The sequence below is a fragment of the Nocardia sp. NPDC058480 genome (genome assembly GCF_042720495.1).
Taxonomy (GTDB): domain Bacteria; phylum Actinomycetota; class Actinomycetes; order Mycobacteriales; family Mycobacteriaceae; genus Nocardia.
Genome location: NZ_JBHXMN010000006.1, coordinates 1 through 21285, shown reverse-complemented (window position 1 = coordinate 21285; position 21285 = coordinate 1). Strand labels below are relative to the sequence as shown.

Sequence of the window (21285 nt, the reverse complement as noted above, 5' to 3'; positions counted from 1 at the left end):
TGTCAGGGGTAGTTCGACGAACAGGAGCGGAGGTTCAGCCGCCACGTCGAGCGAGTAGTAGGTCGAGCAGACCGGCCTCGCGGCCCTGCTCGGTCAGCATTCCGCGCGCTGTGCGCTCAACCTCGCCGCCGGTGAGCAGCGCATCGGCGGCGGCGGCCATCTCGATGCCGCCATAGTGATGGCGCTGCATGAGCCGTAAGAACAGCACCTCGGCCTGTGGGCCTCTGGCGGCGGCGAGCTGGTCGAGTTCCGCGATTGTCGCCATTCCCGGCATGCTCGAGTCCGGTGATGCGGCGGCAGCCCGATGAGGGTGTGATCCGGACTGCTGCATCCAGGCCATCGGATGTGGGGCGGTGACCGGTGCGCCGGCCAGCCGCAACCAGCCGAGCAGCATTCCCAGCTCGGTGCGCTGCGTGTCGGCTATCTGGTCGGCCAACGTCGCCACCGATGGCTCGACACCGGGGTCGAGCCGCTGCACCAGCATCAGTGCCTGACTGTGATGGGTAACCATGTCCTGCACGAAGCAGATTTCGGTCGCGTTCAGCACCGGCTGCCGCGGGGGTTCATCCGAGATCAGCACCGGCCGCACCGCCATGCCCATCGCGAGCAGTAAGGCGGCGAGACCGGCCATAGCCGCCACACGGAAAAGCCTGTGCCGGTTCATGACCCGGTGGTCGATGCCTGATCGGCAGGCGGGGTGTACACCGTCGGTGCGAGCTCGAGTGCCACGAAACCGTTGTCGGCACAGGTGGTCGACAGCTGGTTCCCACGCCATTCCGGCGGCGAGAAGCACCAGTCCGTGGACAGATCGCCGAAAGTCAGTGTGCCGGTGCGTGAGCTGAGTGCCTGCTGCGGATCGAACTGCCCCTGCAACATCGCCTGGGCCACGGTCGGGGCCGCGAGCAGCGGTGGTCCGATGATCGAGGCGAGCGCGTGCGGTGAGTTCCACAGTTCGGCGTGCTCGTTGGTGCGCGCGGGCGGGTTGAAGTAGGCGATCTCGCGAATCGCCGCAGGGTCGCGCACGTCGAACACGCGGATGCCAGAGGAGGTCCAGCTGCAGGCCAGCGCGGTGGGGTCGGCCGGTCGGTCGGCGGCGCAGTAGTGCGCGTCGTAGGCGAACAGTGAGCCGCCCGAAGCTGAGGCGATCATGCTGTCCTGGTTCTCCGGCAGGTTGATCGCGAGTTTGATCGACTGCGCCAGCCGGGGTCGGCGGTCGTCGGTGACGTCGATGAGCTTGACCCCGCCCGAGCCTGCCTCGTCGACGGTGAAGACGTACGGCGCGCCCCGATAGGTCACGGGAATGGCATGCTGGGTGGCCCAGCCGTCGGTCCACGGCATGTCGGCCAGTTCCTGCACGCGCGGTTCGGCGTCACGCCGCTGCACCGCGCTGACATCGAGGACCTTCATCCCGCCGATGTTGTTCGCCAGATACATTCGGTTGCCGTCGGGTGAGATACCGAATCCGTGCATCGACAACCCGGCCAGGCCCTGCCAGATCACGCGTGGGCTCGCCGGATCGGTGAGATCGACGGCGCTGAGCAGCCCGGGCGCCGTTCCCGATGCCCAGTAGGTTCGCCCGTCGGGGGAGAAGCCGCCCTCATGGGCGGTGATCGGCACCGGCAGCGCCAGATCGGTTCCGGGACCCGGGTTGAGCAGTCGCGGGTGCGCGCAGTCGGAGATGTCGTATACCGACAGCAGGCCGGCACCGGTCAGGGCGGGAACACCCGCGCCCACCAACAGTTTTCGCGCCGTGTTGACCTTGAGGCTCTCCCAAGTCCCCGCGAGCATGGCTGGTTCGGTGAGGGTCGTGGTCTGTACCGGCGCGGTCGGATCGGCGACATCGAGCACGCGCACACCCATGTCGGGACCGAGCAGATTGCCAGGAAAGAAGGTGCCGATATAGGCGCAGTGGTCGTAGGTCACCGAGGTGATGCCGCCACCACGGCCTGCCGAACTACCGAGCAGGCGCATATTGCATCGGAATCCGTCACGGGTGCGCCCGCTGTCACGGTCGGCGGCGGGCACATCACCCTGCAGTCCGGTTTCCGGGAGGGAATCGGGTAGGCAGTCCGCCTGGCCCACTGCCTGCACCGGCGGTGTACCGGCGGCGGGCTGGGTGGACGCCGCACCGAGGGGCATCAGCAGCGATACCGCCGCAACGGCGGCGCAGCGTCGGGCCGTCCGGGTGAACAAGGAAGTCATGGGTTGGTTTCGGCCCCGTGAGTGGGGGCGCCTTTCATGGAAGATGTTGGGCGGCTGCAGTATTAAGACGCGGCTCAGCTCAGTCGCGTCCACGAGTAACCATGTTACTGATGGCGCGACGCTACCACTCATAAGACGGTGTGGGACCGATTCGGAGGATTCGGGTACTTCATCGGGTGCCCATGACCGAAGCCGTCGCCGGAAACTTCCGTCGTCGCGCCTCGGGGTACGAACGGAATTCAGGTCCCGTTCAGCGGGAACACGGCCTTCCGCCGCTGCCGAGTCCCTGCATGCTGACGGGCGACAGCGGCAACGACGAGGAGGCGATGTGACCGACCTGAGGCGCTACGGACCGTGGGCGGTGATCGCGGGCGGTTCGGAGGGAGTAGGCGCATCGTTCGCCGATCTACTCGCTGATGCCGGGCTCAACTTGGTTCTCATCGCGCGCAAGCCGCAGCCGTTGGAGGAGACCGCCGAACGAGCGCGGAAGAAAGGCGTTCGAGTACGCACGCTCTCGCTCGACCTCACCGAGAACGAGTCGATCGCCGAGATCATCTCGGCCACCTCCGATATCGAGGTGGGACTGCTGATCTTCAACGCAGGCGCCAACAGCTACGGCGGCGCCGAATTCGTCCTCGGCGACCTCGACCGGTTCCGCACCGTGATCGATCTGAACGTCACGGCGCAACTCTCACTGGCGCACCACTTCGGCGCCCAGATGCGGGGGAGGGGCCGAGGAGGTCTGCTGCTGGTCGGCTCGATGAGTGGCTACCTCGGCGGATTCCAGCAGGGAATCTACGGTGGAGCGAAGGCCTTCGGGCGGATCTTCGCGGAGTCGTTGTGGCTGGAACTGCGCGATCACGGGGTAGACGTTCTCGAACTGATTCTCGGCGTGACACGGACACCCGCCATGGAGCGGGCCGGATTGAATTTCGATATTCCCGGGATGATGGTGAGCGAGCCCGACGAGGTCGCGCGGGAAGGGCTCGAACACCTCGGAGACGGACCGGTCTGGATCGCTGGTGGAAATGCGGAGATGGTGCAGGTACGCAGCGGACCCGACCGCGCCGGCCTGCTCCTGAAGAACCACAAGGCCATGCTCCGGCTGTTGCCGCCACGGCAAGCGCCTGCGGCCGACGGTCGGCAGGGCTGATCATGCGCATCGGGATCGTCACGCCGGTGGTCACTCGAGTGCCCGGCGCCCACTCACCATGGGAAGCCACGGCGAGCATCGCGGACCTGGCTCGGATGGCCGCGCACGCCGATACCCTCGGTTTCGCGCATCTGACCTGTAGCGAGCACGTCGCGGTTCCCGTCGAGGTCGCACAACAACGCGGTGGGACATATTGGGACCCCTTGGCGACCTTCGGGTACCTGGCGGCGCGGACCGAGCACATCCGATTCGTCACTCATGTGCTGGTGCTCGGCTACCACCACCCGCTCGAAATCGCCAAGCGATACGGCACTCTCGATGTCGTCACCGGGGGACGGCTGACCCTCGGCTTCGGTGTCGGGTCGTTGGCGGAGGAATTCGATCTCTTGGGTGTCGAGTTCGCGGGAAGGGGTGAAAGGGCCGACGATGCTTTGCGCGCACTGCGTGGCGCGATGTCGAACGAAGTGCCGGAATATCAGGGTAGCCACTACGCGTTTTCGGGCATGCTCGTTCGTCCGCACGCGGTCCAGGCCAGGGTGCCGTTCTGGATCGGAGGTCGATCGGCGCGTTCCCTTCGCAGAGCGTTGGAATCAGGTGACGGCTGGGCGCCCTTCGGCCTGTCGCATGCCTCGGTGCACTCGATGCTCCGATCCGTGGATCTACCGGACGGTTTCGAGGTCGTCTTGTCCGCCGGGGTGCTCGATCCATTACGCGATCCGGCGAAGACCGGAAAGCTCATCGAAGCAGCGGTGGCCGCGGGTGCCACGACGGTGAACGTGTCGATCGCTGCCGACTCGATTGACGACTACTGCGCTCAATTGTCCACGCTGGCCGACTTGGCTCAGCTCGAGTCGCAGCCATCCAGTGGACCGAAGGCATCGGACGGGGAGAAGGAGTGACTGTGGAAGACGCGTTGGCGGCCTTGGAATCACGGCTGCGGCTACTGGAGGACGAGCGTGAGATCCACCGGCTCGTCGCACGTTACGGGCCCCTGGTCGACGACGGCGCCGCCGAGGATGTCGCGGCTATCTGGACCGACGACGGTGTCTACGATGTCGACGGCCTCTACATGTCAGGACGGGCGGACATCGCGGCGATGGTGCGCTCGTCGGCTCATCAGGGATTCATCGCAGGCGGATGTGCGCATTTCCAGGGGCCGGTACACGCCACAGTCGACGGCGATTCCGCCACCGCGGCAAGCTATTCGGTGATGATTCTGCGCCGAGACGGCTCCTTCGTAGTACAACGGGCAACCGCGCATCACTGGCTGTTCGCACGTACCGACGACGGTTGGAGAGTCCGTCGCCGCACGAGCCGTGCCCTGGACGGAAACGCTGACGCGCACCGACTCTTGGCGGCCGGCGTGCGTGGTCATTCTTTCGTTGAGGACGGCGGCGCCTGAGCGGACTCCCGCGGCTTCACCGTCGCTGCCGACCAGATCACTACGGGCATGGGGAATTGACCGAGTTCGGCGTTTTCGTGATCATGATGTGAGTTCCCGCTCACTTTTGTTTCGCGTTCTCTCGAGGTCCACCTGATGCCAACCCACGCCGATCCACCGCGCAAACGCCCCAAGCAGGATCGCGCGAAGGAGACACGAGCACGGATTCTCGAGGTGGCCGCTCAGCTGTTCGGTGATCGCGGTATCAGCAACACCTCGACCAACCGGATCGCCGCGGAAGCCGGCATGAGTATTGGCACTCTGTACCGGTATTTCGCCGACCGCGAAGAGATCGTCAAGGAGCTCACCGACAGCCTGTTCGTGCAGGCGGAGGAAAAATACAGTCGGCTGCTCACCATTTCGGTCGTCGACCGGCACCGGCGCGACGCGGTTGCCGAGATCATCCGCATCGGGGTCGAAATCCTCGTAGCCAACGGCCCGCTCGTGCGCGCCCTGGTGGCGGATCTGCAGTTCTACGGCAGTGGTATCCCCGAATTCGAACCCCGGCTGCGAATGGTCATCAAGCTCTACCTGATCCAGTCGCTGGGCCCGACGCACGGCCTCGACGTCGACACCATGGCCTACATCGTGCTCAACGCGGGCTTCTCGACCGCGCTGCGCTCGGTCAAGATGGAAGAAGAGGGCATGGACCGCGATGCGGTGATCGACCAGACCGCCGACATGATCGGGCTCTGGATCACCACGGTGGCACAGGCCGACTCACCCAACGCGGCCCCCGAAACCAGCACGGCGCACGCTGATCACTCAGGCGGTGACGGCCAACAACTATCGACCCGGTGACGCCGTGTTTTGTCTGCCGGTCGCGCCGGCCCCACACTCCCGCAACTATGGTGGAGCGAGTGGTGCGGAGCGTATGGGATTCGTGGGGGCACGTGCTGATCGTCTGGGCGCTTGCCATGCCCGTGGTCCTGGCCGCCACCGCGCTGCTCGTCCGTTGGCGGCTCGGTGCGGGGACGCCGCGGCGAATCGCGCTGCGGCACTCGATCGCCGAAATCGGCGTCGTCGCGGCGATCCTGCCGTGGGTCTGGATGATCCTGACGCCCGCCGCCGGTGACAGCGAGGTCAGCCTGGTGCCGCTGCGTGACCTGGCCGCCACCCTGGGCGCCGCGCCCTCGACCGTCGTGGTGCAGGTCGGCGCCAATCTCGTGTTGTTCGTGCCCTTGGGATTCCTTCTTCCCCTTCGATTTCCCCGATTGTCCGGTGTCATTCGAATGACCGGTGTCGGCGCGCTGCTGTCGACCACACTCGAGGTCGCGCAGTACGCGTTGGATCTGGGCCGTGTGTCCTCGGTGGACGACGTCCTCATGAACGCGGCTGGTGCGGGGGTAGGCGCCCTACTCGCCACGGTGGCTCCGCCACGACCGATCGGTCGAGCTACCGCTGTTCGGTGAATGCCCGACGCGACTCCTCGTGCAGGATCGTGAGGAGTTTCTCTTCCAGCGCGACGAATTCGGGGGCGGTGATCGTGGACAACCCGCGCGGTCGGGGCAGGTCGATGCGCAGTTCGTAGCGCACGGTGGCTGGACGCGCCGACAGTACGATCACGCGGTCCGACAGATACACCGCCTCACGGACATCGTGGGTGATCATCAGGACCATCCAGCGGTAACGCTGCCAGACCTCTTGCAACCATGACTGCATCTCGGTGCGAGTCAGGGAGTCGAGCGCGCCGAAGGGTTCGTCGAGCAGCAGCAGTTCGCGCTCCTGGACGACGGTCCGCAGGAGCGCGGCCCGCTGTCGCATCCCGCCCGACAGCTGGGACGGGCGGGCGTCTTCGAAACCGGACAGGCCGAATACCGGAAACAGTTCGCGGGCGCGGCGCCGGGCCTCTGCTTTCGGGACACCCTGTACGCGCAAGCCGAGGATGGTGTTGTCGAGGATGGTTCGCCAGGGGAACAGCAGGTCCTTCTGCGGCATGTAGGCGCAATGCGATGCGGTGTCCTCGCCGTCGGCCGCGCGGAAGCCGACGCTGCCGGAGTCGGGGGATTCGAGTCCGGCCAGCATGTTGAACACGGTGCTCTTGCCACAACCACTCGGCCCGATGACGGTGACGAACTCGCCCGATCGGACTGTGAACGACACCCCGCCCAGCACCTCGAGGTCCGGGCTGCGCCGACCGGGCTGCGGAAACGACTTGATGAGATGGTCGACGACGATTCGGTCGCCCCCGGCGTCAGTCACGTCGGCTCCTTTTCTGCACGCGCGACCACGGAGCGACGAGGCGTTCGATCGCGAACGTCGACAGGTACAGCGTGATACTCAGCAGCGCCGTCACCAGCACCGCCGCCAAAACCAGGTCGGTGCGGAACGAATTCTTCTGCAGACTCATATAGATGCCGAGACCGACGCTCGCGCCGACATACTCGGCGAACACCGCGCCGACAACCGCATAGGTGATCCCGATCCGCAACGCCGTGAAGAACCGTGGCAGCGCCGACGGCAGCCGCACATACCGGAACACCTGCAGGCGGGAGGCGCCCATGCTCCGCAGCAGCGCGCCCGCGTCACGGTCGGCCGCGGCGAATCCCTCGATCAGGCCGATGGCCATGGGAAAGAAGGTAACCAGCGCGACCACCAGGATCTTCGGCAGCAGACCGAACCCGAACCAGATGATCATCAACGGTGCGATCGCGACGATCGGCACGGTCTGCGACGCGACGAACAGCGGCACCAATGCCCGCCGCAGCCATGGCGAGAAGTCCACGACCACCGCCAGCACCCACGCCAGACACAGCGACACCGCGAACCCGACCAGAGTCACCTGCAAGGTGGCGGCAGCATGGGAACTGATCTCGTCCCGGTGCGCCCACCCCTGCTCGACGACCCGCAGCGGTGACGGCAGCACCTGCGGACGGACACCACTGCTCGTGACGTAGACCTGCCAGATCGCGACGAGCACCGCCACCGTGACGAACGACGGCGCCGCCCACCGGATCCCTGCCCAGCGAGCCGTCCCGCCGTCGTCGCCGGTGGGGACCAGCGGCGACGCGGCTACGGACAGCTCACGGGTTGGCGAGGTACTCATTGGTGAAATATGTCGACCAGTCGGGTTCGGTGGTCACCGGCTTTCCATCGGGGCCGGTCAGCAGACCGCCCCGGTACAGGAAGCCGGAATTCGCCGACCACTGCTCCACCGTCTGGGTGCCCACCTTGCCCTTGGCGTCCTTCATGAACTGCGCGGCCAGCATGCGCTGGCTCTCGAAGACCAGCGCCTCGTCGTTGAACGCGCCCGGATTGGCGTCGATGAGATCCTGGGCCGCCGCGTCCGGATTGTTGGCGGCGAACTGGTAGCCGCGTTGCAGAGCCTGCACGAATTGCGCTGCGCGGTCCGGATTCTCGGCCAGCCAGCCTTCGTTGGCGTCGATCACGATCGCGTAGGAGTCCGGAAAACCGAAGTCCGTGTACCGGAAGTACCGCATCGGGGTGCCGTGGTGTTCGGCCTCGATCCCTTCCCACGCCAGATACGAGACGGTGAAGTCCGCCTTGCCGGAGTAGACCGCCTCGTAAGCCGACGAACCCAGCACCACCGACGTGAAATCGCCGGTGCCGCCGTCGTTGCGGATGACCTGCTGTAGTGCCTCCCGCTCGCCCGGGTCGCCGAAACCGGCGTAGGTCTTGCCGTCGAGGTCCTTCGGGCTCGCGAGGTCGGCACGATCGGCACGCACCCCGATGCCCGTCGCCCAATGCTGCAGCGGAGCGAGAACCGACTTGACCTGCGCACCCGACGCGCGGGCGAAGGTCGACGAATTGTGTGTACTGATCCCGAATTCCGCGTTTCCGGCATCGACGACCGTGTCGACCGAGGAATTGTTGTACGGCAGCACCTGCACATCCAGACCGGCGTCGGCGAAGTAGCCGCGCTGCAACGCGACGTAGAGCCCGACGTGGTTGGTGTTCGGCGTCCAGTCCAGCGCGAACCGGATGGTTTGGTCGGAGCCGCCGCCCGAACCGCATGCGGTGACCAGCGACAGGGTCGCGACGGTGGTTGCGATGACCGCGAGCGCGCGGCGAAACCGCCCGGTCATGCGGCAGGCCAGGGCTGCGGATGCAGGGCGGTATCCCAGAACATCAACTCGTAGCGCACGGCGAGGATGAATGCCTTCTCCATCGCCGCCCGCTCATGCTCGCTCGCCGACTCGGCAGCGGCGTCGACCAGCGCTCGAGCCGTGGCCGCGGACTGCTGGAACTCCGCAGCGCCATAGGTGGTGACCCACTGGGCGTACGGGTGGGCGGGGTCGGCGGCGATCACCTGCGCGGCGCTCTCGGCCAGGTCGCGCCCCACTTCGGCATAGATCCAGAAACAGGGCAGCGCGGCCGCCGCGGCGACGGCGTAGGACTCGGTCGCGGCGGCGGCGATCAGGTAGGAGACATAGGCCAGGCAGGTCTGCGAACGCTCCGGCTCGCCCTGCCGCGGCGGCAGCGCGCCACCGGTGAGCAGTTGGTCGTGCATGGCCGACTCGACAGCGGCGGCGTTCGCGGACGAGGTCGCCCAGAAGGCCGCGGTCTGCGGGTCCGGCGACTTGGCGGCGAGAATCGCCAGCGCCTTCGAGTACCCGGTGAGATACAGCGAATCCTGCTCGATGTAGGTGCGGAACACCTCGAGCGGCAAAGTGCCCTCGCCGAGGCGGCGCAGGAACTCCAGGTCGTCGATCGCGCCACGGAGGGCTTTCGTCTGATCCCATAGGCGGGCGGTGAAGCTATCGGTACTCGTGGTGTGGGCGCGCAACACCGTGACATCCCTTCGTCAGCATTACCTGAACAGGTTCCCGGGTCTGTTCTCAGCCTCGCCCTATGCGAAGCACCCCGTGTCAGAACTCGACCGACACTAGCAGCGACCGCCGACACGCGGGCTATGCCCGGTTGCGCGCGAAGCCCCGGCATCATCGGCCATGCTGCACCGGCTGCACTCTTGCGCCTGCCGCAACACGGTGCGCCGTCAATCTCAGATACCGCTCTACGGGCCGATCGACATCACGCCGACCCCACACAAAACAGCAGGTCATCTAGGCGATTTGGTTTCCGACAGCGCGTCGGATAATCTTTTGGCACACCAGCAAGTCCGGGTGGCGGAATGGCAGACGCGCTAGCTTGAGGTGCTAGTGCCCGTATTAGGGCGTGGGGGTTCAAGTCCCCCTCCGGACACAACGCTTTTCAACGCATCACCCCTCTGACCAGCAGTTATAGACGTTGGTCGGCGGTCTCGTCAAGTCGAGAAAATCGCAAAACCGCAGGTAGGAGCCCGTGGGGGTTCAACACGGGTCAATCTGAGAGATCCTCAAGAAACCGGCGACATCAGCGGGCCATGGACCCTCCCAACCGTGGAGGATATCTGCCGATCGAGTCCGCTGCGGGCGACCGTGGCTAGGTGTTGTAGGTCATGAGGTTGTTGACGCCCGGGCAGGGGAGAGCTGAGGGGACAGATCTCCCGGCGGCAGGATGGAAAACACCACATCCTCCGAGGTCCTCGATCACCTGGGCCGCGGCCGATTTCGAGACGCCGAACACGGCCGCGAGTTGTCGCATTGTGAGGTTGGTTCGCCAGTAGGCAGCACCCGGTCTTCGAAGCACAAGCCCCACGGTCGGCAGCGCAACGGTCGGTCAGCGCCCTCGCGCCGCAACTATGTGATCAGGCGAGCGAACGTGGCTGGCCGCAGGCCGGAGAAGAACTCCACCGTCACCGGGTCAGCTGCCGAGATCACCACCGGTGAGACGATACCTGTTGCTGCTCAACGACTTACGGCACACCCCTTAGGCATTCGGTCAGGTCGGCCTCTTCGCAAGTGCCTTCGCAATTTCAGGCAGGAGGGGCCGCCAAGTCGCGACCAGCGGTCCGGCCGGAATAATCCGGAGTCGAGGAATTGGACGGGGTGGATCCGGGATCTTGCAATTCTCGAAGACGATCGGAGTCGGCCGCAGATCGGTGCACGTCACGACCTCCTGTCGACGGGCGTCCGTACCGGTCACACACAGCGGGCAGTCGACTATCTGCCCGATCTCGGTCGTCTCGACGGTCAACCGATCACGCTCCGCGGACAACGTGTAGTCGAGGGTTCCGCTCGGAACGGTGACGCTACCCCTTTCAGTGGTCAGTACCTCGCCGTTCAGCGACCATACGAAGTCGATCGGCAGCGCCATCAGTTGCGGCTCGGCATGCAGCGCTGTTCGGGAGCGTACGCTGAACTTCTGACAGAGTGTTGCCCCTGGATTGAGTTGATCGCCCTTGGCGAGCACGGAGAATTGAGATCGAAGATCGATCAGCGGAATGGGGTTGTCGTAGGTTACCCAGGTCATGTGGACTCGGTCGATATCGTCATCCTGCCAAGCCCGCACTCTGGCAAAGCGCCCCGCGCTCGTGCGAACGGCGAAGACAACTCCGCCGAGGAATATTCGTCCGAGGTCGAGAACGAATTGCTCACCTCCGATCGGGATATCTGTCCGCGGTATCCGGCGATCCGTAAACTCTAGCCGACTCATTCGCTCCGGTGTCAACTGTTCGTACGATATCGCTACGATCCGTAATCGCGCTCCGTCTACGGTGGAAATTCCTCGGATTGGCGACCAAACCAGATCGGCGCCCGAAAATGTGTCCGGGCCGATGGTTCCCGAGTCGAGATCGACAGCGAATCCGGTTCGGGAGGAATGACTTCTTTCTTCCCGTGCAAGTATGCGGTCCTCCGGGATGATCGAGCAGCGCAGCTCCAGATCGTCGAGCTCAATGCCATCGATTCGCAGAGATCCGCCGAACAGGCTGCTCAGGCCGGAAGAGGAGCCGCGTGAAAGTCTGTTGACAAATTGTTCCAAGAGTATTTCCAGAAACTCGACGCCGGCTCGCAGAACTATGAGTATTGATGCCGCGATCGCGGTTCCCACTCCGGGAAATAAAAAACCGAACAGGCCTCCTACTATATAGGCGCTCGGCGGGAGCTCGATTTCTATGTCGACATCCGGTCTCGTAAAGGAAATGGTGACGTCACCGTCTTCTGCCGAGAAATCGGCGAAGAATGTAAAGGTCGCTTCGATGTCTGCGAGGCGGGTGGTGTGCTCTGCGAACCCGTCGAAGCGAATTCTGTTACCGTCTACGCGCCCAGTAAATCTTCTTATCGTAATATCTTCGATGGTCACCGGGGACCTCAGTTCGAACGGAGCCGCGAAACTGTCCGGTGGTATTTCGAGTTCGTCTGCGGCCTCCCTTCGGAACTGTGCGAACAGAAAACGATTACTGATCATGAGCAGGGCTGAGCCGGCGGGTGTTATGAAGTTCTGCCGTACGTCGTTGATGCGGCCGGCATTCGGATCACCGCCGGAATCGGCTGACATTCGTATACCGAGGGCAATGCAGTCGCGATCCGTGAACTCCGTGTCGTTGATGGTTGTCACCTGGATTTCGGAGATTTCTTCCGCCGAAACCGGGGGAGACAAGGGCATACGCCGGATGCTTTCCCTTAGCGTTTCGGCTATGATTCTGCGCATCTCCGACCGCACCTGTTCGATCGGTATCCCCTGACGGTTGAAGGCATCGATGGAGTCCGTATCGAAATCGAGGTCGATTTCGTCGTCAGTGATAGCAGTGAAGTCCAGAAAAATAGAGATTTCTCCGTCCTCCTCCGCCGTTCTGATTCTTTCGACAATCTGAATAGTGCCACCGAGTGCAGTGATTTCACCGGCAAACTCTTGCGGTTCGTCGATAATGAGGGTGGAATCGGAAAAATCGACGATCAATCGTATGACGGTTCGAGTGTCCGTCAGATCTACGGTCGGCGTTCTGAAGTTCAGGAACGTGGTCGCTTGGACCGGACTTTCCTCGCCGGTTCTGGATACAATCGAGGGGAAAAGGGGGTCGGTGAGAAATACGTTGGCGATCTGATTGTTCAGCTCGTCCTCGGATACCTGTAGCAGCACGTCGAAATCGGATGTACGTGTGCGTTCCATCGCTAGTCACCACCTGTCTTGTTCCCACGGTTCTTTGCGGTGGTGACTGTTACCTCGGCTAGCTCCGCCCCCGGGGGCAAGACGTTCGTCTCTCCGGCCGCGCGATGAATCCGTTGGAGTACCTTGCGCTCGTAGCGGGTCAGCTCCACGCCGGCGGCCACGAGCGCATCGACCGGCTGGGCGATGAAAAGTTGGCGATTCGAGGCATTCTGTGCGAGCCAGTTGACGATCTTGGGGTCGGATTCCTCGAGCTTGAACACGAGCGCCTTCGGCAATCTTGTAGTTGCGGCGGCGGATCCAACCCGTGGGTGGTGCGATTCGTCGGCGACGCAAGACAGCGCACCCTGCCGTGCGCCGAAGCGAATTCGTATGTTGAGGTTGTAGCCTTGTGGAACGCGTGCACCAACCCTGTCCGGACGAGGACGAGCGGGAGATGCGGCGAAGTCGGTATCGCATGGCGTTGTGTGTTCCATGGTTCCTCCTGTTGACCGCGTCGGCCTGGATCGGCGCCTGACCGGCTGAATGTGCCGACATTTATTTCGGGTCGGTCGCCAGTGATGACGGTACGCCTGTGGTGAGCAGAGGCACACGAGTAGTTACTACTCGATTTCCGGCCGCTTTCGGTGCCGCGGCGGCGACTGATTCCGACCTCACGCCCAACAGCTCTCCGGCTCTCCGCGGGCTTCTTCTTCCATACCCGCGCCGCCAGGTGCGTTTCCCCCAAAGTCTGTGTCAGATCCGCGATCTTGGCCTCGAGCTGCTGCTCACGCGTCAAGACCCCGGACTTACCGGCCGTCAGCCCCGCGCGGCCCGCTTCGAGGAACTGCCGCTTCCAGTTTCCTACCGACTGCTCGGACACCTTCGCCCGCCGGGCCACCTCGGCCACGGTGAGCTCCCGGCCAGGACCGACAACACGATCCGAGTCTCTCCTCGGCCGGAACAGCCTATGGTTTAGCCATGATTCAGACTCTCACTGGTCAAACCAGCAAACAACGGGCCCTGCCACAAAGTCTGACGCGACACGCCTGAGAAGTGTTGGCAAGGCGCCGAGCAGGTACGCCGCGATCGACCGATCGCCCTGCCATCGAATCGGTCTCCCGATCACCGACAAGGACGCGGCGGTCTTCACTCGACGAGGAGCGAAAACTTCTTCGCAAGCTCCTCGATGGTTCCCGAACCGCTGCCGGAAATCCTCTCTACGGCGATCGATGACGGCGCCTGCACGCTGCGGGAGGACATGCTGCTCAGCAGACGCGCTAGTCATTCGGCGGAAATACCGTCGAATCGAAGGTCAAATCGGGTATCCGGTGGAAGTCGTGGCTGATCGTAACCGGTTGTCCCAACCCGGACCTGCACGTTGCCCCGTCCTTGGCAACGCGTGTCAGAACGCCGACCGGGAGCGCTTCGCCAGTTGTCTCGACCGTCGTCGGCTCGCACCATTGGGTGCAATCTGCGCAGTCGGAGGGTCAAGGTCGCCCTGACACGCAGGGCGGCCGCGAGGTGCAGAGTCGCGGCGTCGCTCGATGAAGTCACACGGGGTCGACCGGGGAAGGATCCCGCATCGATTGTTCGCCCAACGCAGTAGACGAAGGAACTCATTTGGGAAGCTAAGGATCCGTGACACAGGTGGCAATAGGGGGGATTATCGAGTTAGAACAAGAATGATCTTATGTGGAGTCCCGGTTCCATGCTTCCGCATGGGCCGACTAGGGCGTCATATCCAGAACGTTGAGTCATATCCAGACCCGCTATCATTGGAAGGCCTGCAATGACTGGCGAGCAATTCAACTTCAAGCCCTCTTTCGAGCAAGTCACTGTTCCCTGCGAGGGGGAGGTAGGGGATCTGCTGATCCTGACGCCCTTGAAACACGGAGAGTTCGACTCCTCCAAGGTAGGTAAGGCCAGCGTCTGGTTCTGCACCAAAGCGGCAAGTTCGGACGGTCCAGCGACTTGGCAGCAAGTTGAATTTACTGGATTCGCTACCTGCAACATGCCGGTGGTTCAAATACCACCCCAGGACGTTCCACCGCTGGGCCGCCATTGACCGGACAAGTCGGTCGCACGCTGCCATCGGAGGACTTGAGCGGACCCGCTGAGCAAATATGCTATCCGGAGGTATTTGGAATGGCGAAGTTTACAATTAAAGCTGCCAATGAGGAAGCCATAAGAGGCGAAACGGCGGCAATTAATCCGGCGGGATTCGGTCCATCCGGAATGATTGCAGGTGTGGCCGGCATAGCTACGGACCCGTCGGGCCTTGGTCCGGGCGTGCTTGGAAGAAGCAACGGCAAAGGTCCTGGTGTCATTGGGTTTGCCAATAGCGACGGCGGTGTCCTTGGTGTTCATGGCGATCCCAACGTATTGACATCGATGCCGGCCGCCTCCGTCGCCGGGGGGCGTGCTGGGGTCTTCGGTGTAAGCGACGTTGGAGCCGGAGTGGTCGGCTTTGCCGGCGCCAACGACCAACCAGGCGTCTACGCGATCGGCGGACTGCTCGCCGTCGCCCCGGGTAAGGAATTCGTCGCAGATTTCCGCGGCGATGTGAAGGTTCTCGGCGACATCCTCCTCTCCGGGGCGGACTGTGCCGAACAGTTCGACGTCCCCGACGGGGAGCCCATCGAACCCGGGTCCGTCCTGATCATCGCCGACGGCGGTGGTCTACGACAGAGCGACACCGAGTACGACACCCGGGTCGCCGGCGTCGTATCGGGAGCCGGTGACTACCGGCCAGGGATGATCCTTGACCAACAGCCATCGTCAGGGCAGCGGCTGTCGGTGGCCCTCATCGGCAAAGTGTTCTGCAAGGTCGACGGCTCGCACGGACCCATCGTGGCGGGTGATCTGCTCACCACCTCGCCGACCCCCGGGTGTGCCATGAAAGCCAGTGACCCTCACCGGACTTTCGGATCCGTGCTCGGAAAGGCTTTGGCCCCATGGGACGGCGGTCGCGGCCTGATTCCCACTCTCGTACTGCTGGGCTGAACGGGGGAGGCGTCCGAATGGATCAGCGCACACTGCGGGAATTCGCCGCCAGGATCGAACGCGGCGAACTGGGCGCGGAGGTTCAGGTCCGCTACCACGTTGCGGGCGGTATGCCGTCCCAACGCGTGGACTGCACCGTCACTCTGGATGCCGTGCGTGGAGCGGATATTTCACGTCTCAACACCCAAATCTCTGATCGCACTGAATACGAGTCCATATCACCCGATCGGCTCGACGTTGCCGACTTGTTCCGGGAGGTGAGGCACGGTCTGCAGAGCCTGGCACCTACGGAGGAACACATGCAGTGGGTCCCCGACGGATTGATGGGTACCTTGACCATCGTCGTGGACGGCGCGGAGGAGTCGTTCCGCTTCGTGCCCGAACGGGAGAAGCGCGCCACCCGGACCACATTCATCACCCCGGTGATGGATCGCGCGCTGCAGCAGTTCTGGATCCTGGCATTCGGCGAACCTTCTGAAAAGGGTCGACCATGAGAGATCTCAGCGTTCGGGGCATCTACCGGCGACACGTGGTCGAACCCGCCATCGACTTCTACGGAACCGCCGATCCGGCCATCGTGGGCGACCTGAACAACTTCCGTGTCGGCAAAGACGTCCTTGGCTCGTCCGTCGGCTCTGTCAGAGCGCCGCTCGAGACCCTGGCCCGCGAGTACTTCGGACCGGGCGAATGGTCGCAGACCGTATGCGACAACGTCGTCGGCAGGATCGCCTTCACCCGAACGTGGACGCATATCGACGTCCACATCGCGACGGTGCCGGACGCGGGGATCGCGTCCGCCGTCATGGACTCCCTGCGGTTACTGTGGAAAACCGATATCGAAACGACCTGGAACAACCCCGTCCGGACCCCCGGTGCGCCACCTCAGCAGTGGAAATGCGGGAAGGGCAAAGAGGTCCCGTGCCGCGTGTCGTTTCGAGTGCACTTCGAAACCGGGCTCTTTGATCACATCGTCCGCGTCCATGCCCAACCGCCGCCTCCGGCCCCCTTCCGGTGGGACCAAAAAGATTGGTACACCGCTTATAATCCGCCGGGCAACCTTGCAGCCCACGAGTTCGGGCACATGCTCGGCCTGCCCGACGAGTACCCCGACGCCACTCTTTGTCCCGGCCGTTCCCCTGTCAACACCGGAACCGTCATGGATACATGCACGAACTTCATCCCACAGCGCCTGGTCCAGTGGATGGCCGACGCTATCGGATCCACGCTGGTTTGAAGTCGGTCCGGGTCATCTCCCTGCGAACAGTCCGTTCCAGGCGCGTTCGCTGTCGGACTCGGGTATTTCGGTGATGTATACCTTGATTCCCAGGCTGGGCAGGTTCTGCTTGTTGACTGTGAACATGAAATAGAAGCCCGGTGGAGCGATGGTGGCGTCTTTGGGGGCGGTCACTTTCAACCGGTCTCCGTCGATTCGGTTGAACCCCAACTGGATCAATCGCTGGTCGGCGTTGAATGCATGGGTCACGCTCCCACACCGGACGATGATCACGTGTTCAATATTGTTCTCGCTCACCTGCGTTGATTCGACTTCGAACGTAGTTCCGGTGAGCCAGCGGTTAGGTGCGGCGAGGATCTCCGGCCTGTTAGGGTTCCCGAAGTAGGAGGGCTCGTAGATCTCGATTGTCAGATTGGCATTGGCGATTCCGGCAGCACCGTCCTTGTCCCCGCCGGCGACCCAGACCCTACCGTCTCGCATCAAAATTGCGGTGGAGTGGTAGTTCCTCACTTGGCTCTGCTTTTCAGAGGCATGCGTGAGCGCTTTCCAGTTGCCGGGAGTCGCGCCGTCCCGGTTCACCTCGGGATCGTAGATCTCTGGTGTCCTCACCGCCGTCGCATCGAGTGTCGCAGCATCCGGGGGCGTTCCCGCGACCCCGCCCACCAGGAGAACTTTGAGATTGGGAAGCAGAATAGCCTGTCCGTGAATCCTTCTGGGGTGGCCGGCCAGCTGGCGCGGTGCGGTCCTGCGCCAGAGCGGGATACCGGGACCCGATGGAACGGTGCAAATCCAGGAGTCCTCAGCGCCTGTGATCAGGACACGTGCCTCGGTCGAGTCCCACCGCATGGGAAGGAGTACCGAGGACTCCCAAAACGCTCCGTACCGATTGGTTGGCCCTGGGGCAAAGTCACCCAGCTCCTGATACTGGCCCTTCATCGCGCTTTCGTCGATCGCTAGAGTCACAGTCTTGTATCCCTTGCTGGGGCTGGCGATCAATACCTTCCCCCCGGGAATCACGTAGGCCCGCGGATATAAGGTGACGGCGTCGTATTGCTCGAAATGTGCCCGTGTCATTACGTTCTCAGGATCGCCCAACCGGTGCCACCGCCCGTTCGGGAGAGGGTTCGGCGTAAAGACCTCTGGGATGTAGTTGGTGTGCCAGGCGTCATCGGTGCCCGGGTGGCCGTTGAGAGCCAGCACGTTGCCCGATGGCAGGGTGACCAGCGTCGGATACCACCTGCCGCCGGTATCCCCCCTGTGGTCGATATGCTCGGCCGGAGGTTCACTCGGGGGTCGGTAGGGGAGCCCTCGGTTCATTGAGGCTACCCGTTTTGCCTGGTACTTCGCGTTCTCATCCAGCCTGATCACTGCACTGTCTCGAAGCCCGGGGAAGTGTATGTGATGTGGACCCGCCGCCACCTTGTCCGGGAATCTTCGCGTGCCGCCTGCAACCAGGAGTATCCCGCCGTAGGTCAGGGCGTGACCGGAGCAAAAGGTGTCGAACAGATCGAGTTTCACCTTATGGATCGAGAACGAGTTACAGTCGAACAGCCGAATCGCGTCGATGTTTCCGGTCTTGTTGAATTCCGGATCGTGCTGATCTCCACCGAAGTATACGAGCTGATCGAAATTCAAGAACGATGCGTGGATAGCCAGAATCTCGGAGTCGATGATGTTCGTGTTCCAAGGCACCGTTGACCTCCCAGGATCAACCGAAGCTACCGCGGATGTTGTGGTCTTCCAGAGTATCCACATCGAGGAAGAACGAACAGCGGCGTTGCTTCAATTGTGACGTGTCCGTCCAGAGCGCGAGCTTCGCTTCCCGGCTCGTGGGGGTGAACGCGACGTTCGGGGCGCGGGATCGGAGCTAGTGCCGCGTCAAGCAACGTTGCCCACCGTGCCGCGGTGGTGACAGCATTGGGACACTGTCACATCCCTGTGCCAGTCGCGCAGAAGATTACTGCCGGGTACGTGGCGACGAAGGCCCAGGGGAAAGTGGACAGGCGCATGAGGACTGCGGTACCGATGTGCAAGAGAGCTCCGCTGATCAAGAGGGCGTAGGTGAGCGGTCGAATGCCGAGGAGCGCCAAGGGAAAACCGCACTCCAGCAGGCTGACCGACCAGCACGCCGCCGTCGCGATGCCTCGATGGCGCACCAGGATCTTGCCGGCCTGCGGGTGCCCATAGGCCTGCGTCGTCAAGATGCCTGGTAATGCCGCTCCGCTGCGCCACGACGGGCTGACCAACTTCGCCGCGCCTGCCGTGAAGTACGCGAGACATACTTGTGCTGCCAAGAACCAGAGAACGATCTCGTTGGCGCGCTCTTGCCCGATGCCGAAGGCGAGAGCCAACGAGGCGAAGACGATGATTGTCAACTGGTCTGCCCCGTCGCCTCCGAAGCGCGAGCGCATACTCAGCAAGATGTAGGTCACGGCAATCATGCCGGCAGCCAAGGAGTTGAAGACCGACGAGGGGCGGAGCGCCAAGAGGACCCCGCAGGCCAGGCAGACGGCCACAAGGCCGAGCACTCTCGGATACGCCAGCAGTCGTCCGGCACTGCGTTGGAAGGGCCTTCTCGTCAGCATGGCGACACTCGTAGTCGAGACAGGCCAGCTGGCGAGGGCGCCATCGGAAAGATGCCGATGCATCGCTAGCCTCTCCATCGACCCGATGATGACGGCAACGGAGCCGATAGCCGCCGAAAGATGCAGAGCATCCGAGCTGGTGAACATCGGCTGCTTACCTCTCGCGGAGCAACTGTTCTGACAGATGCATGGTCGACAAGAAAATCACGTGATGATCCGAATCTTCGTCAGCCCCCTGTGACCGCATGATGAGAAACTGGGTGGCCTGGGCGCAATAGTCTCGGGGCAGACTGCAGACAAAGTTGAGCGTCGCGATATACGGCAGGGTGAGTTGCATCTGGGCGGTGTCACGGTTCAGTGACAAGCTGGCCTTGACGAGTTCGACTGTCACGTCGATCAGCGCCTTGTTATGCCGCCTTTCGGGATTCCAGACCGGTCCTATCCACTTCGAAGACGTGCGCGGACGAACCTCGCACCAACGAGTTATGTGTCCATTCGGCAGTCGATCGCGGTACAGCAGATGAAGATCGTCCGTCGCCGGTGTAGGCGCGAAAAAATTCCAGCGCGGTATGAATCCGAATACGTCGTGCGCGCGAACCCACTGCTCCGCTCTGCCAGCTTCCCATTTCTCGACATTACTGGGTATCTGACAGATGGCAGACACTGAGAACCACACCAACAGAAATATGGCAAGCGCAGCGAATACCATATGGTCGATCGCCATCTTGATCAATGCACATGCCCGAGAGCCTCACGGCGGATATCGAGCAATTCCCGTGCCGTTGTGGCCGGGCCCAATCTCTGAATTTGCTCGTCCGAAAGGTGCCGCTCTTCTTCCTCTGCGGCCATGACAGCTGCCGTGCATAGGACAGCGACGGTGACGGCCATGGCAGCCCACGCGACAAAGGTGCCGTTCTCGCAACAACTTGCGTCCGCCGTCAGGTTCGCCTCCAACTGATCCTCCGGCACCTGCGCCAACGCAGCCCGTTCAGCAGGGGTCAGCGGCGGCTCGTGTTTGATGGCTACGGCCGCCAATGCGTCGTCGGTACCGTCACGTCGGTGCTCGACGAGAGTCAGAGATTCCGGGCTCAGCTGTCCACCGTTGTATGGATTGTCCAGGATAACTACGCCGAGGTCGTCCGGCGGGAAGATGTTCGTTGCGAGGGTCCGGCCGCCATATCGAACGCTCGCGAATACGGGAGCACGTTGAAGTAGACGCCAAGCCTGGTAAGTCGAAAGTCTCGTGCGACCCTCGAAACGGGGCCGGAGCTCGTTCTCGACCAGTGCGACATCTTCGCCGTTTCGTAGGGTAGCGGCATCTCGAACTCGCTGCAGTATCGGATCATCCTGGGCAGCGACGAAAACCCTGACGGATCCGGGCATGCAAAGCAGTGCGCGATCAGGCTGCGTAGGAACGTAGTCCAGAACCTCGATCTCGCGATACTTGAGCGATCGCATCGCAAGCTCGTCAGCAGCGAGCTGCAACAGTGTTTGTTGATCCATGTCTCGACCTCCCAGCTAAGGGTGACGCCTTCTGACCAGACCAGACGAGAACGTAGCATACGCACTCGTCGACGAGACGGTATTTCGAGTCGGACGGGCCATCGCGCGGCCGCGGCATCCACGGTCGAGCAACGACGTCCCGGGCCTTGACCCCGGAAACTGGACACGGGGGTTTGTGATTACGCGGCTTGAGCCATGTTATCGGGCGCGTGAGCGGATTCGTAGTCGGCAGGGC

The 21285-nt window shown here is 63.0% G+C and carries 22 protein-coding genes, 1 tRNA gene, 1 pseudogene and 1 riboswitch; of the genes and pseudogenes, 11 read left to right on the top strand and 13 right to left on the bottom strand.

Translation table 11 applies throughout. From position 1 onward, the window contains the following. Nucleotides 1-34 precede the first annotated feature (34 nt). Nucleotides 35-631 carry a DUF305 domain-containing protein gene (locus ACFWO8_RS16620; RefSeq protein ID WP_378952012.1) on the bottom strand — a complete coding sequence of 199 codons (597 nt, stop codon included), beginning with the start codon at nt 629-631 and terminating at the stop codon, nt 35-37. 29 nt (nt 632-660) lie between these two features. Then, a complete protein-coding gene (locus ACFWO8_RS16615) occupies nt 661-2202 on the bottom strand; it encodes an LVIVD repeat-containing protein (protein WP_378951063.1) in 1542 nt (513 codons plus the stop codon). 182 nt (nt 2203-2384) lie between these two features. Between ACFWO8_RS16615 and ACFWO8_RS16610 the strand changes: the two genes are divergently transcribed. From ACFWO8_RS16610 to ACFWO8_RS16585, 6 genes are all read left to right on the top strand, one after another. Continuing rightward, nucleotides 2385-2534 (top strand): hypothetical protein, encoded by a 150-nt coding sequence (locus ACFWO8_RS16610; RefSeq protein ID WP_378951060.1) that lies wholly within the window; start codon nt 2385-2387, stop codon nt 2532-2534. Further along, nucleotides 2531-3355 (top strand): SDR family NAD(P)-dependent oxidoreductase, encoded by an 825-nt coding sequence (locus ACFWO8_RS16605; RefSeq protein ID WP_378951057.1) that lies wholly within the window; start codon nt 2531-2533, stop codon nt 3353-3355. Before ACFWO8_RS16610 ends, ACFWO8_RS16605 begins: the two co-directional genes overlap by 4 nt. Nucleotides 3356-3357: 2 nt before the next feature. Beyond that, nucleotides 3358-4254, top strand: a complete 897-nt coding sequence (locus ACFWO8_RS16600) for an LLM class F420-dependent oxidoreductase (protein WP_378951052.1) — start codon at nt 3358-3360, stop codon at nt 4252-4254. Beyond that, complete coding sequence (locus tag ACFWO8_RS16595) at nt 4251-4757, top strand: nuclear transport factor 2 family protein (protein ID WP_378951049.1); 507 nt, start codon at nt 4251-4253, stop codon at nt 4755-4757. The genes ACFWO8_RS16600 and ACFWO8_RS16595 overlap by 4 nt, the downstream gene beginning before the upstream one ends. Before the next feature lie 135 nt (nt 4758-4892). Beyond that, the gene (locus ACFWO8_RS16590) at nt 4893-5597 is read left to right on the top strand and encodes a TetR/AcrR family transcriptional regulator (protein ID WP_378951046.1); all 705 of its coding nucleotides are present in this window, start codon (nt 4893-4895) and stop codon (nt 5595-5597) included. Nucleotides 5598-5656: 59 nt separating this feature from the next. Beyond that, complete coding sequence (locus ACFWO8_RS16585) at nt 5657-6208, top strand: VanZ family protein (RefSeq protein ID WP_378951042.1); 552 nt, start codon at nt 5657-5659, stop codon at nt 6206-6208. On the opposite strand, the gene ACFWO8_RS16580 is transcribed toward ACFWO8_RS16585, so the two are convergent. The 4 genes from ACFWO8_RS16580 to ACFWO8_RS16565 all read right to left on the bottom strand — a co-directional run bounded on the left by ACFWO8_RS16580 (nt 6192) and on the right by ACFWO8_RS16565 (nt 9546). After that, nucleotides 6192-6998 (bottom strand): ABC transporter ATP-binding protein, encoded by an 807-nt coding sequence (locus ACFWO8_RS16580; RefSeq protein ID WP_378951039.1) that lies wholly within the window; start codon nt 6996-6998, stop codon nt 6192-6194. The two genes, ACFWO8_RS16585 and ACFWO8_RS16580, sit on opposite strands and share 17 nt — an antisense overlap. After that, nucleotides 6991-7842: an ABC transporter permease gene (locus tag ACFWO8_RS16575; RefSeq protein WP_378951036.1), complete on the bottom strand. Its 852-nt coding sequence runs from the start codon at nt 7840-7842 to the stop codon at nt 6991-6993. The genes ACFWO8_RS16580 and ACFWO8_RS16575 overlap by 8 nt, the downstream gene beginning before the upstream one ends. After that, nucleotides 7820-8842, bottom strand: coding sequence for an ABC transporter substrate-binding protein (locus ACFWO8_RS16570; RefSeq protein WP_378951033.1), 1023 nt, complete (start codon nt 8840-8842; stop codon nt 7820-7822). Before ACFWO8_RS16570 ends, ACFWO8_RS16575 begins: the two co-directional genes overlap by 23 nt. Next, nucleotides 8839-9546, bottom strand: coding sequence for a TenA family protein (locus ACFWO8_RS16565; protein ID WP_378951030.1), 708 nt, complete (start codon nt 9544-9546; stop codon nt 8839-8841). The genes ACFWO8_RS16570 and ACFWO8_RS16565 overlap by 4 nt, the downstream gene beginning before the upstream one ends. Then, a riboswitch (TPP riboswitch) is annotated at nt 9537-9633 on the bottom strand. Its footprint overlaps the gene before it by 10 nt. A 241-nt stretch (nt 9634-9874) precedes the next feature. Between ACFWO8_RS16565 and ACFWO8_RS16560 the strand changes: the two genes are divergently transcribed. Further along, nucleotides 9875-9959 (top strand) — tRNA-Leu (locus tag ACFWO8_RS16560). Between the two features lie 312 nt (nt 9960-10271). On the opposite strand, the pseudogene ACFWO8_RS16555 reads toward ACFWO8_RS16560, so the two are convergent. The 3 genes and pseudogenes from ACFWO8_RS16555 to ACFWO8_RS16545 all read right to left on the bottom strand — a co-directional run. Next, nucleotides 10272-10519 (bottom strand): annotated as a pseudogene (locus tag ACFWO8_RS16555) (transposase family protein); the annotation flags it as partial. Nucleotides 10520-10577: 58 nt separating this feature from the next. Then, complete coding sequence (locus ACFWO8_RS16550) at nt 10578-12746, bottom strand: hypothetical protein (protein WP_378951027.1); 2169 nt, start codon at nt 12744-12746, stop codon at nt 10578-10580. A 2-nt stretch (nt 12747-12748) separates the two neighbouring features. After that, the gene (locus ACFWO8_RS16545; RefSeq protein WP_378951024.1) at nt 12749-13219 is read right to left on the bottom strand and encodes a hypothetical protein; all 471 of its coding nucleotides are present in this window, start codon (nt 13217-13219) and stop codon (nt 12749-12751) included. 1295 nt (nt 13220-14514) lie between these two features. Between ACFWO8_RS16545 and ACFWO8_RS16540 the strand changes: the two genes are divergently transcribed. The 4 genes from ACFWO8_RS16540 to ACFWO8_RS16525 all read left to right on the top strand — a co-directional run bounded on the left by ACFWO8_RS16540 (nt 14515) and on the right by ACFWO8_RS16525 (nt 16962). Beyond that, nucleotides 14515-14790, top strand: coding sequence for a hypothetical protein (locus tag ACFWO8_RS16540; RefSeq protein WP_378951021.1), 276 nt, complete (start codon nt 14515-14517; stop codon nt 14788-14790). An 80-nt stretch (nt 14791-14870) separates the two neighbouring features. Further along, entirely contained in the window at nt 14871-15728 is an 858-nt protein-coding gene (locus tag ACFWO8_RS16535) for a hypothetical protein (RefSeq protein WP_378951018.1), read from the top strand. 17 nt (nt 15729-15745) lie between these two features. Further along, a complete protein-coding gene (locus ACFWO8_RS16530; protein WP_378951015.1) occupies nt 15746-16222 on the top strand; it encodes a hypothetical protein in 477 nt (158 codons plus the stop codon). A gap of 35 nt (nt 16223-16257) precedes the next feature. Beyond that, a complete protein-coding gene (locus tag ACFWO8_RS16525) occupies nt 16258-16962 on the top strand; it encodes a hypothetical protein (protein ID WP_378951012.1) in 705 nt (234 codons plus the stop codon). Nucleotides 16963-16974: 12 nt separating this feature from the next. On the opposite strand, the gene ACFWO8_RS16520 is transcribed toward ACFWO8_RS16525, so the two are convergent. The 4 genes from ACFWO8_RS16520 to ACFWO8_RS16505 all read right to left on the bottom strand — a co-directional run bounded on the left by ACFWO8_RS16520 (nt 16975) and on the right by ACFWO8_RS16505 (nt 21050). Then, the gene (locus tag ACFWO8_RS16520) at nt 16975-18654 is read right to left on the bottom strand and encodes a galactose oxidase-like domain-containing protein (protein WP_378951009.1); all 1680 of its coding nucleotides are present in this window, start codon (nt 18652-18654) and stop codon (nt 16975-16977) included. Between the two features lie 236 nt (nt 18655-18890). Continuing rightward, the gene (locus ACFWO8_RS16515; RefSeq protein ID WP_378951006.1) at nt 18891-19694 is read right to left on the bottom strand and encodes an HTTM domain-containing protein; all 804 of its coding nucleotides are present in this window, start codon (nt 19692-19694) and stop codon (nt 18891-18893) included. 7 nt (nt 19695-19701) lie between these two features. Continuing rightward, nucleotides 19702-20271: a hypothetical protein gene (locus ACFWO8_RS16510; protein ID WP_378951003.1), complete on the bottom strand. Its 570-nt coding sequence runs from the start codon at nt 20269-20271 to the stop codon at nt 19702-19704. A gap of 5 nt (nt 20272-20276) precedes the next feature. Next, complete coding sequence (locus ACFWO8_RS16505) at nt 20277-21050, bottom strand: hypothetical protein (protein ID WP_378951000.1); 774 nt, start codon at nt 21048-21050, stop codon at nt 20277-20279. Between the last annotated feature and the right edge of the window lie 235 nt (nt 21051-21285).

What these genes read in the sequence shown, in the direction of transcription:
- ACFWO8_RS16590 (WP_378951046.1), top strand. Translation starts at nt 4,893, where the DNA reads ATGCCAACCCACGCCGATCCACCGCGCAAACGCCCCAAGCAGGATCGC.
- ACFWO8_RS16620 (WP_378952012.1), bottom strand. Translation starts at nt 631, where the DNA reads ATGGCCGGTCTCGCCGCCTTACTGCTCGCGATGGGCATGGCGGTGCGG.
- ACFWO8_RS16600 (WP_378951052.1), top strand. Translation starts at nt 3,358, where the DNA reads ATGCGCATCGGGATCGTCACGCCGGTGGTCACTCGAGTGCCCGGCGCC.
- ACFWO8_RS16515 (WP_378951006.1), bottom strand. Translation starts at nt 19,694, where the DNA reads ATGTTCACCAGCTCGGATGCTCTGCATCTTTCGGCGGCTATCGGCTCC.
- ACFWO8_RS16540 (WP_378951021.1), top strand. Translation starts at nt 14,515, where the DNA reads ATGACTGGCGAGCAATTCAACTTCAAGCCCTCTTTCGAGCAAGTCACT.
- ACFWO8_RS16550 (WP_378951027.1), bottom strand. Translation starts at nt 12,746, where the DNA reads ATGGAACGCACACGTACATCCGATTTCGACGTGCTGCTACAGGTATCC.
- ACFWO8_RS16505 (WP_378951000.1), bottom strand. Translation starts at nt 21,050, where the DNA reads ATGGATCAACAAACACTGTTGCAGCTCGCTGCTGACGAGCTTGCGATG.
- ACFWO8_RS16530 (WP_378951015.1), top strand. Translation starts at nt 15,746, where the DNA reads ATGGATCAGCGCACACTGCGGGAATTCGCCGCCAGGATCGAACGCGGC.
- ACFWO8_RS16570 (WP_378951033.1), bottom strand. Translation starts at nt 8,842, where the DNA reads ATGACCGGGCGGTTTCGCCGCGCGCTCGCGGTCATCGCAACCACCGTC.
- ACFWO8_RS16510 (WP_378951003.1), bottom strand. Translation starts at nt 20,271, where the DNA reads ATGGCGATCGACCATATGGTATTCGCTGCGCTTGCCATATTTCTGTTG.
- ACFWO8_RS16545 (WP_378951024.1), bottom strand. Translation starts at nt 13,219, where the DNA reads ATGGAACACACAACGCCATGCGATACCGACTTCGCCGCATCTCCCGCT.
- ACFWO8_RS16535 (WP_378951018.1), top strand. Translation starts at nt 14,871, where the DNA reads ATGGCGAAGTTTACAATTAAAGCTGCCAATGAGGAAGCCATAAGAGGC.
- ACFWO8_RS16610 (WP_378951060.1), top strand. Translation starts at nt 2,385, where the DNA reads ATGACCGAAGCCGTCGCCGGAAACTTCCGTCGTCGCGCCTCGGGGTAC.
- ACFWO8_RS16615 (WP_378951063.1), bottom strand. Translation starts at nt 2,202, where the DNA reads ATGACTTCCTTGTTCACCCGGACGGCCCGACGCTGCGCCGCCGTTGCG.
- ACFWO8_RS16575 (WP_378951036.1), bottom strand. Translation starts at nt 7,842, where the DNA reads ATGAGTACCTCGCCAACCCGTGAGCTGTCCGTAGCCGCGTCGCCGCTG.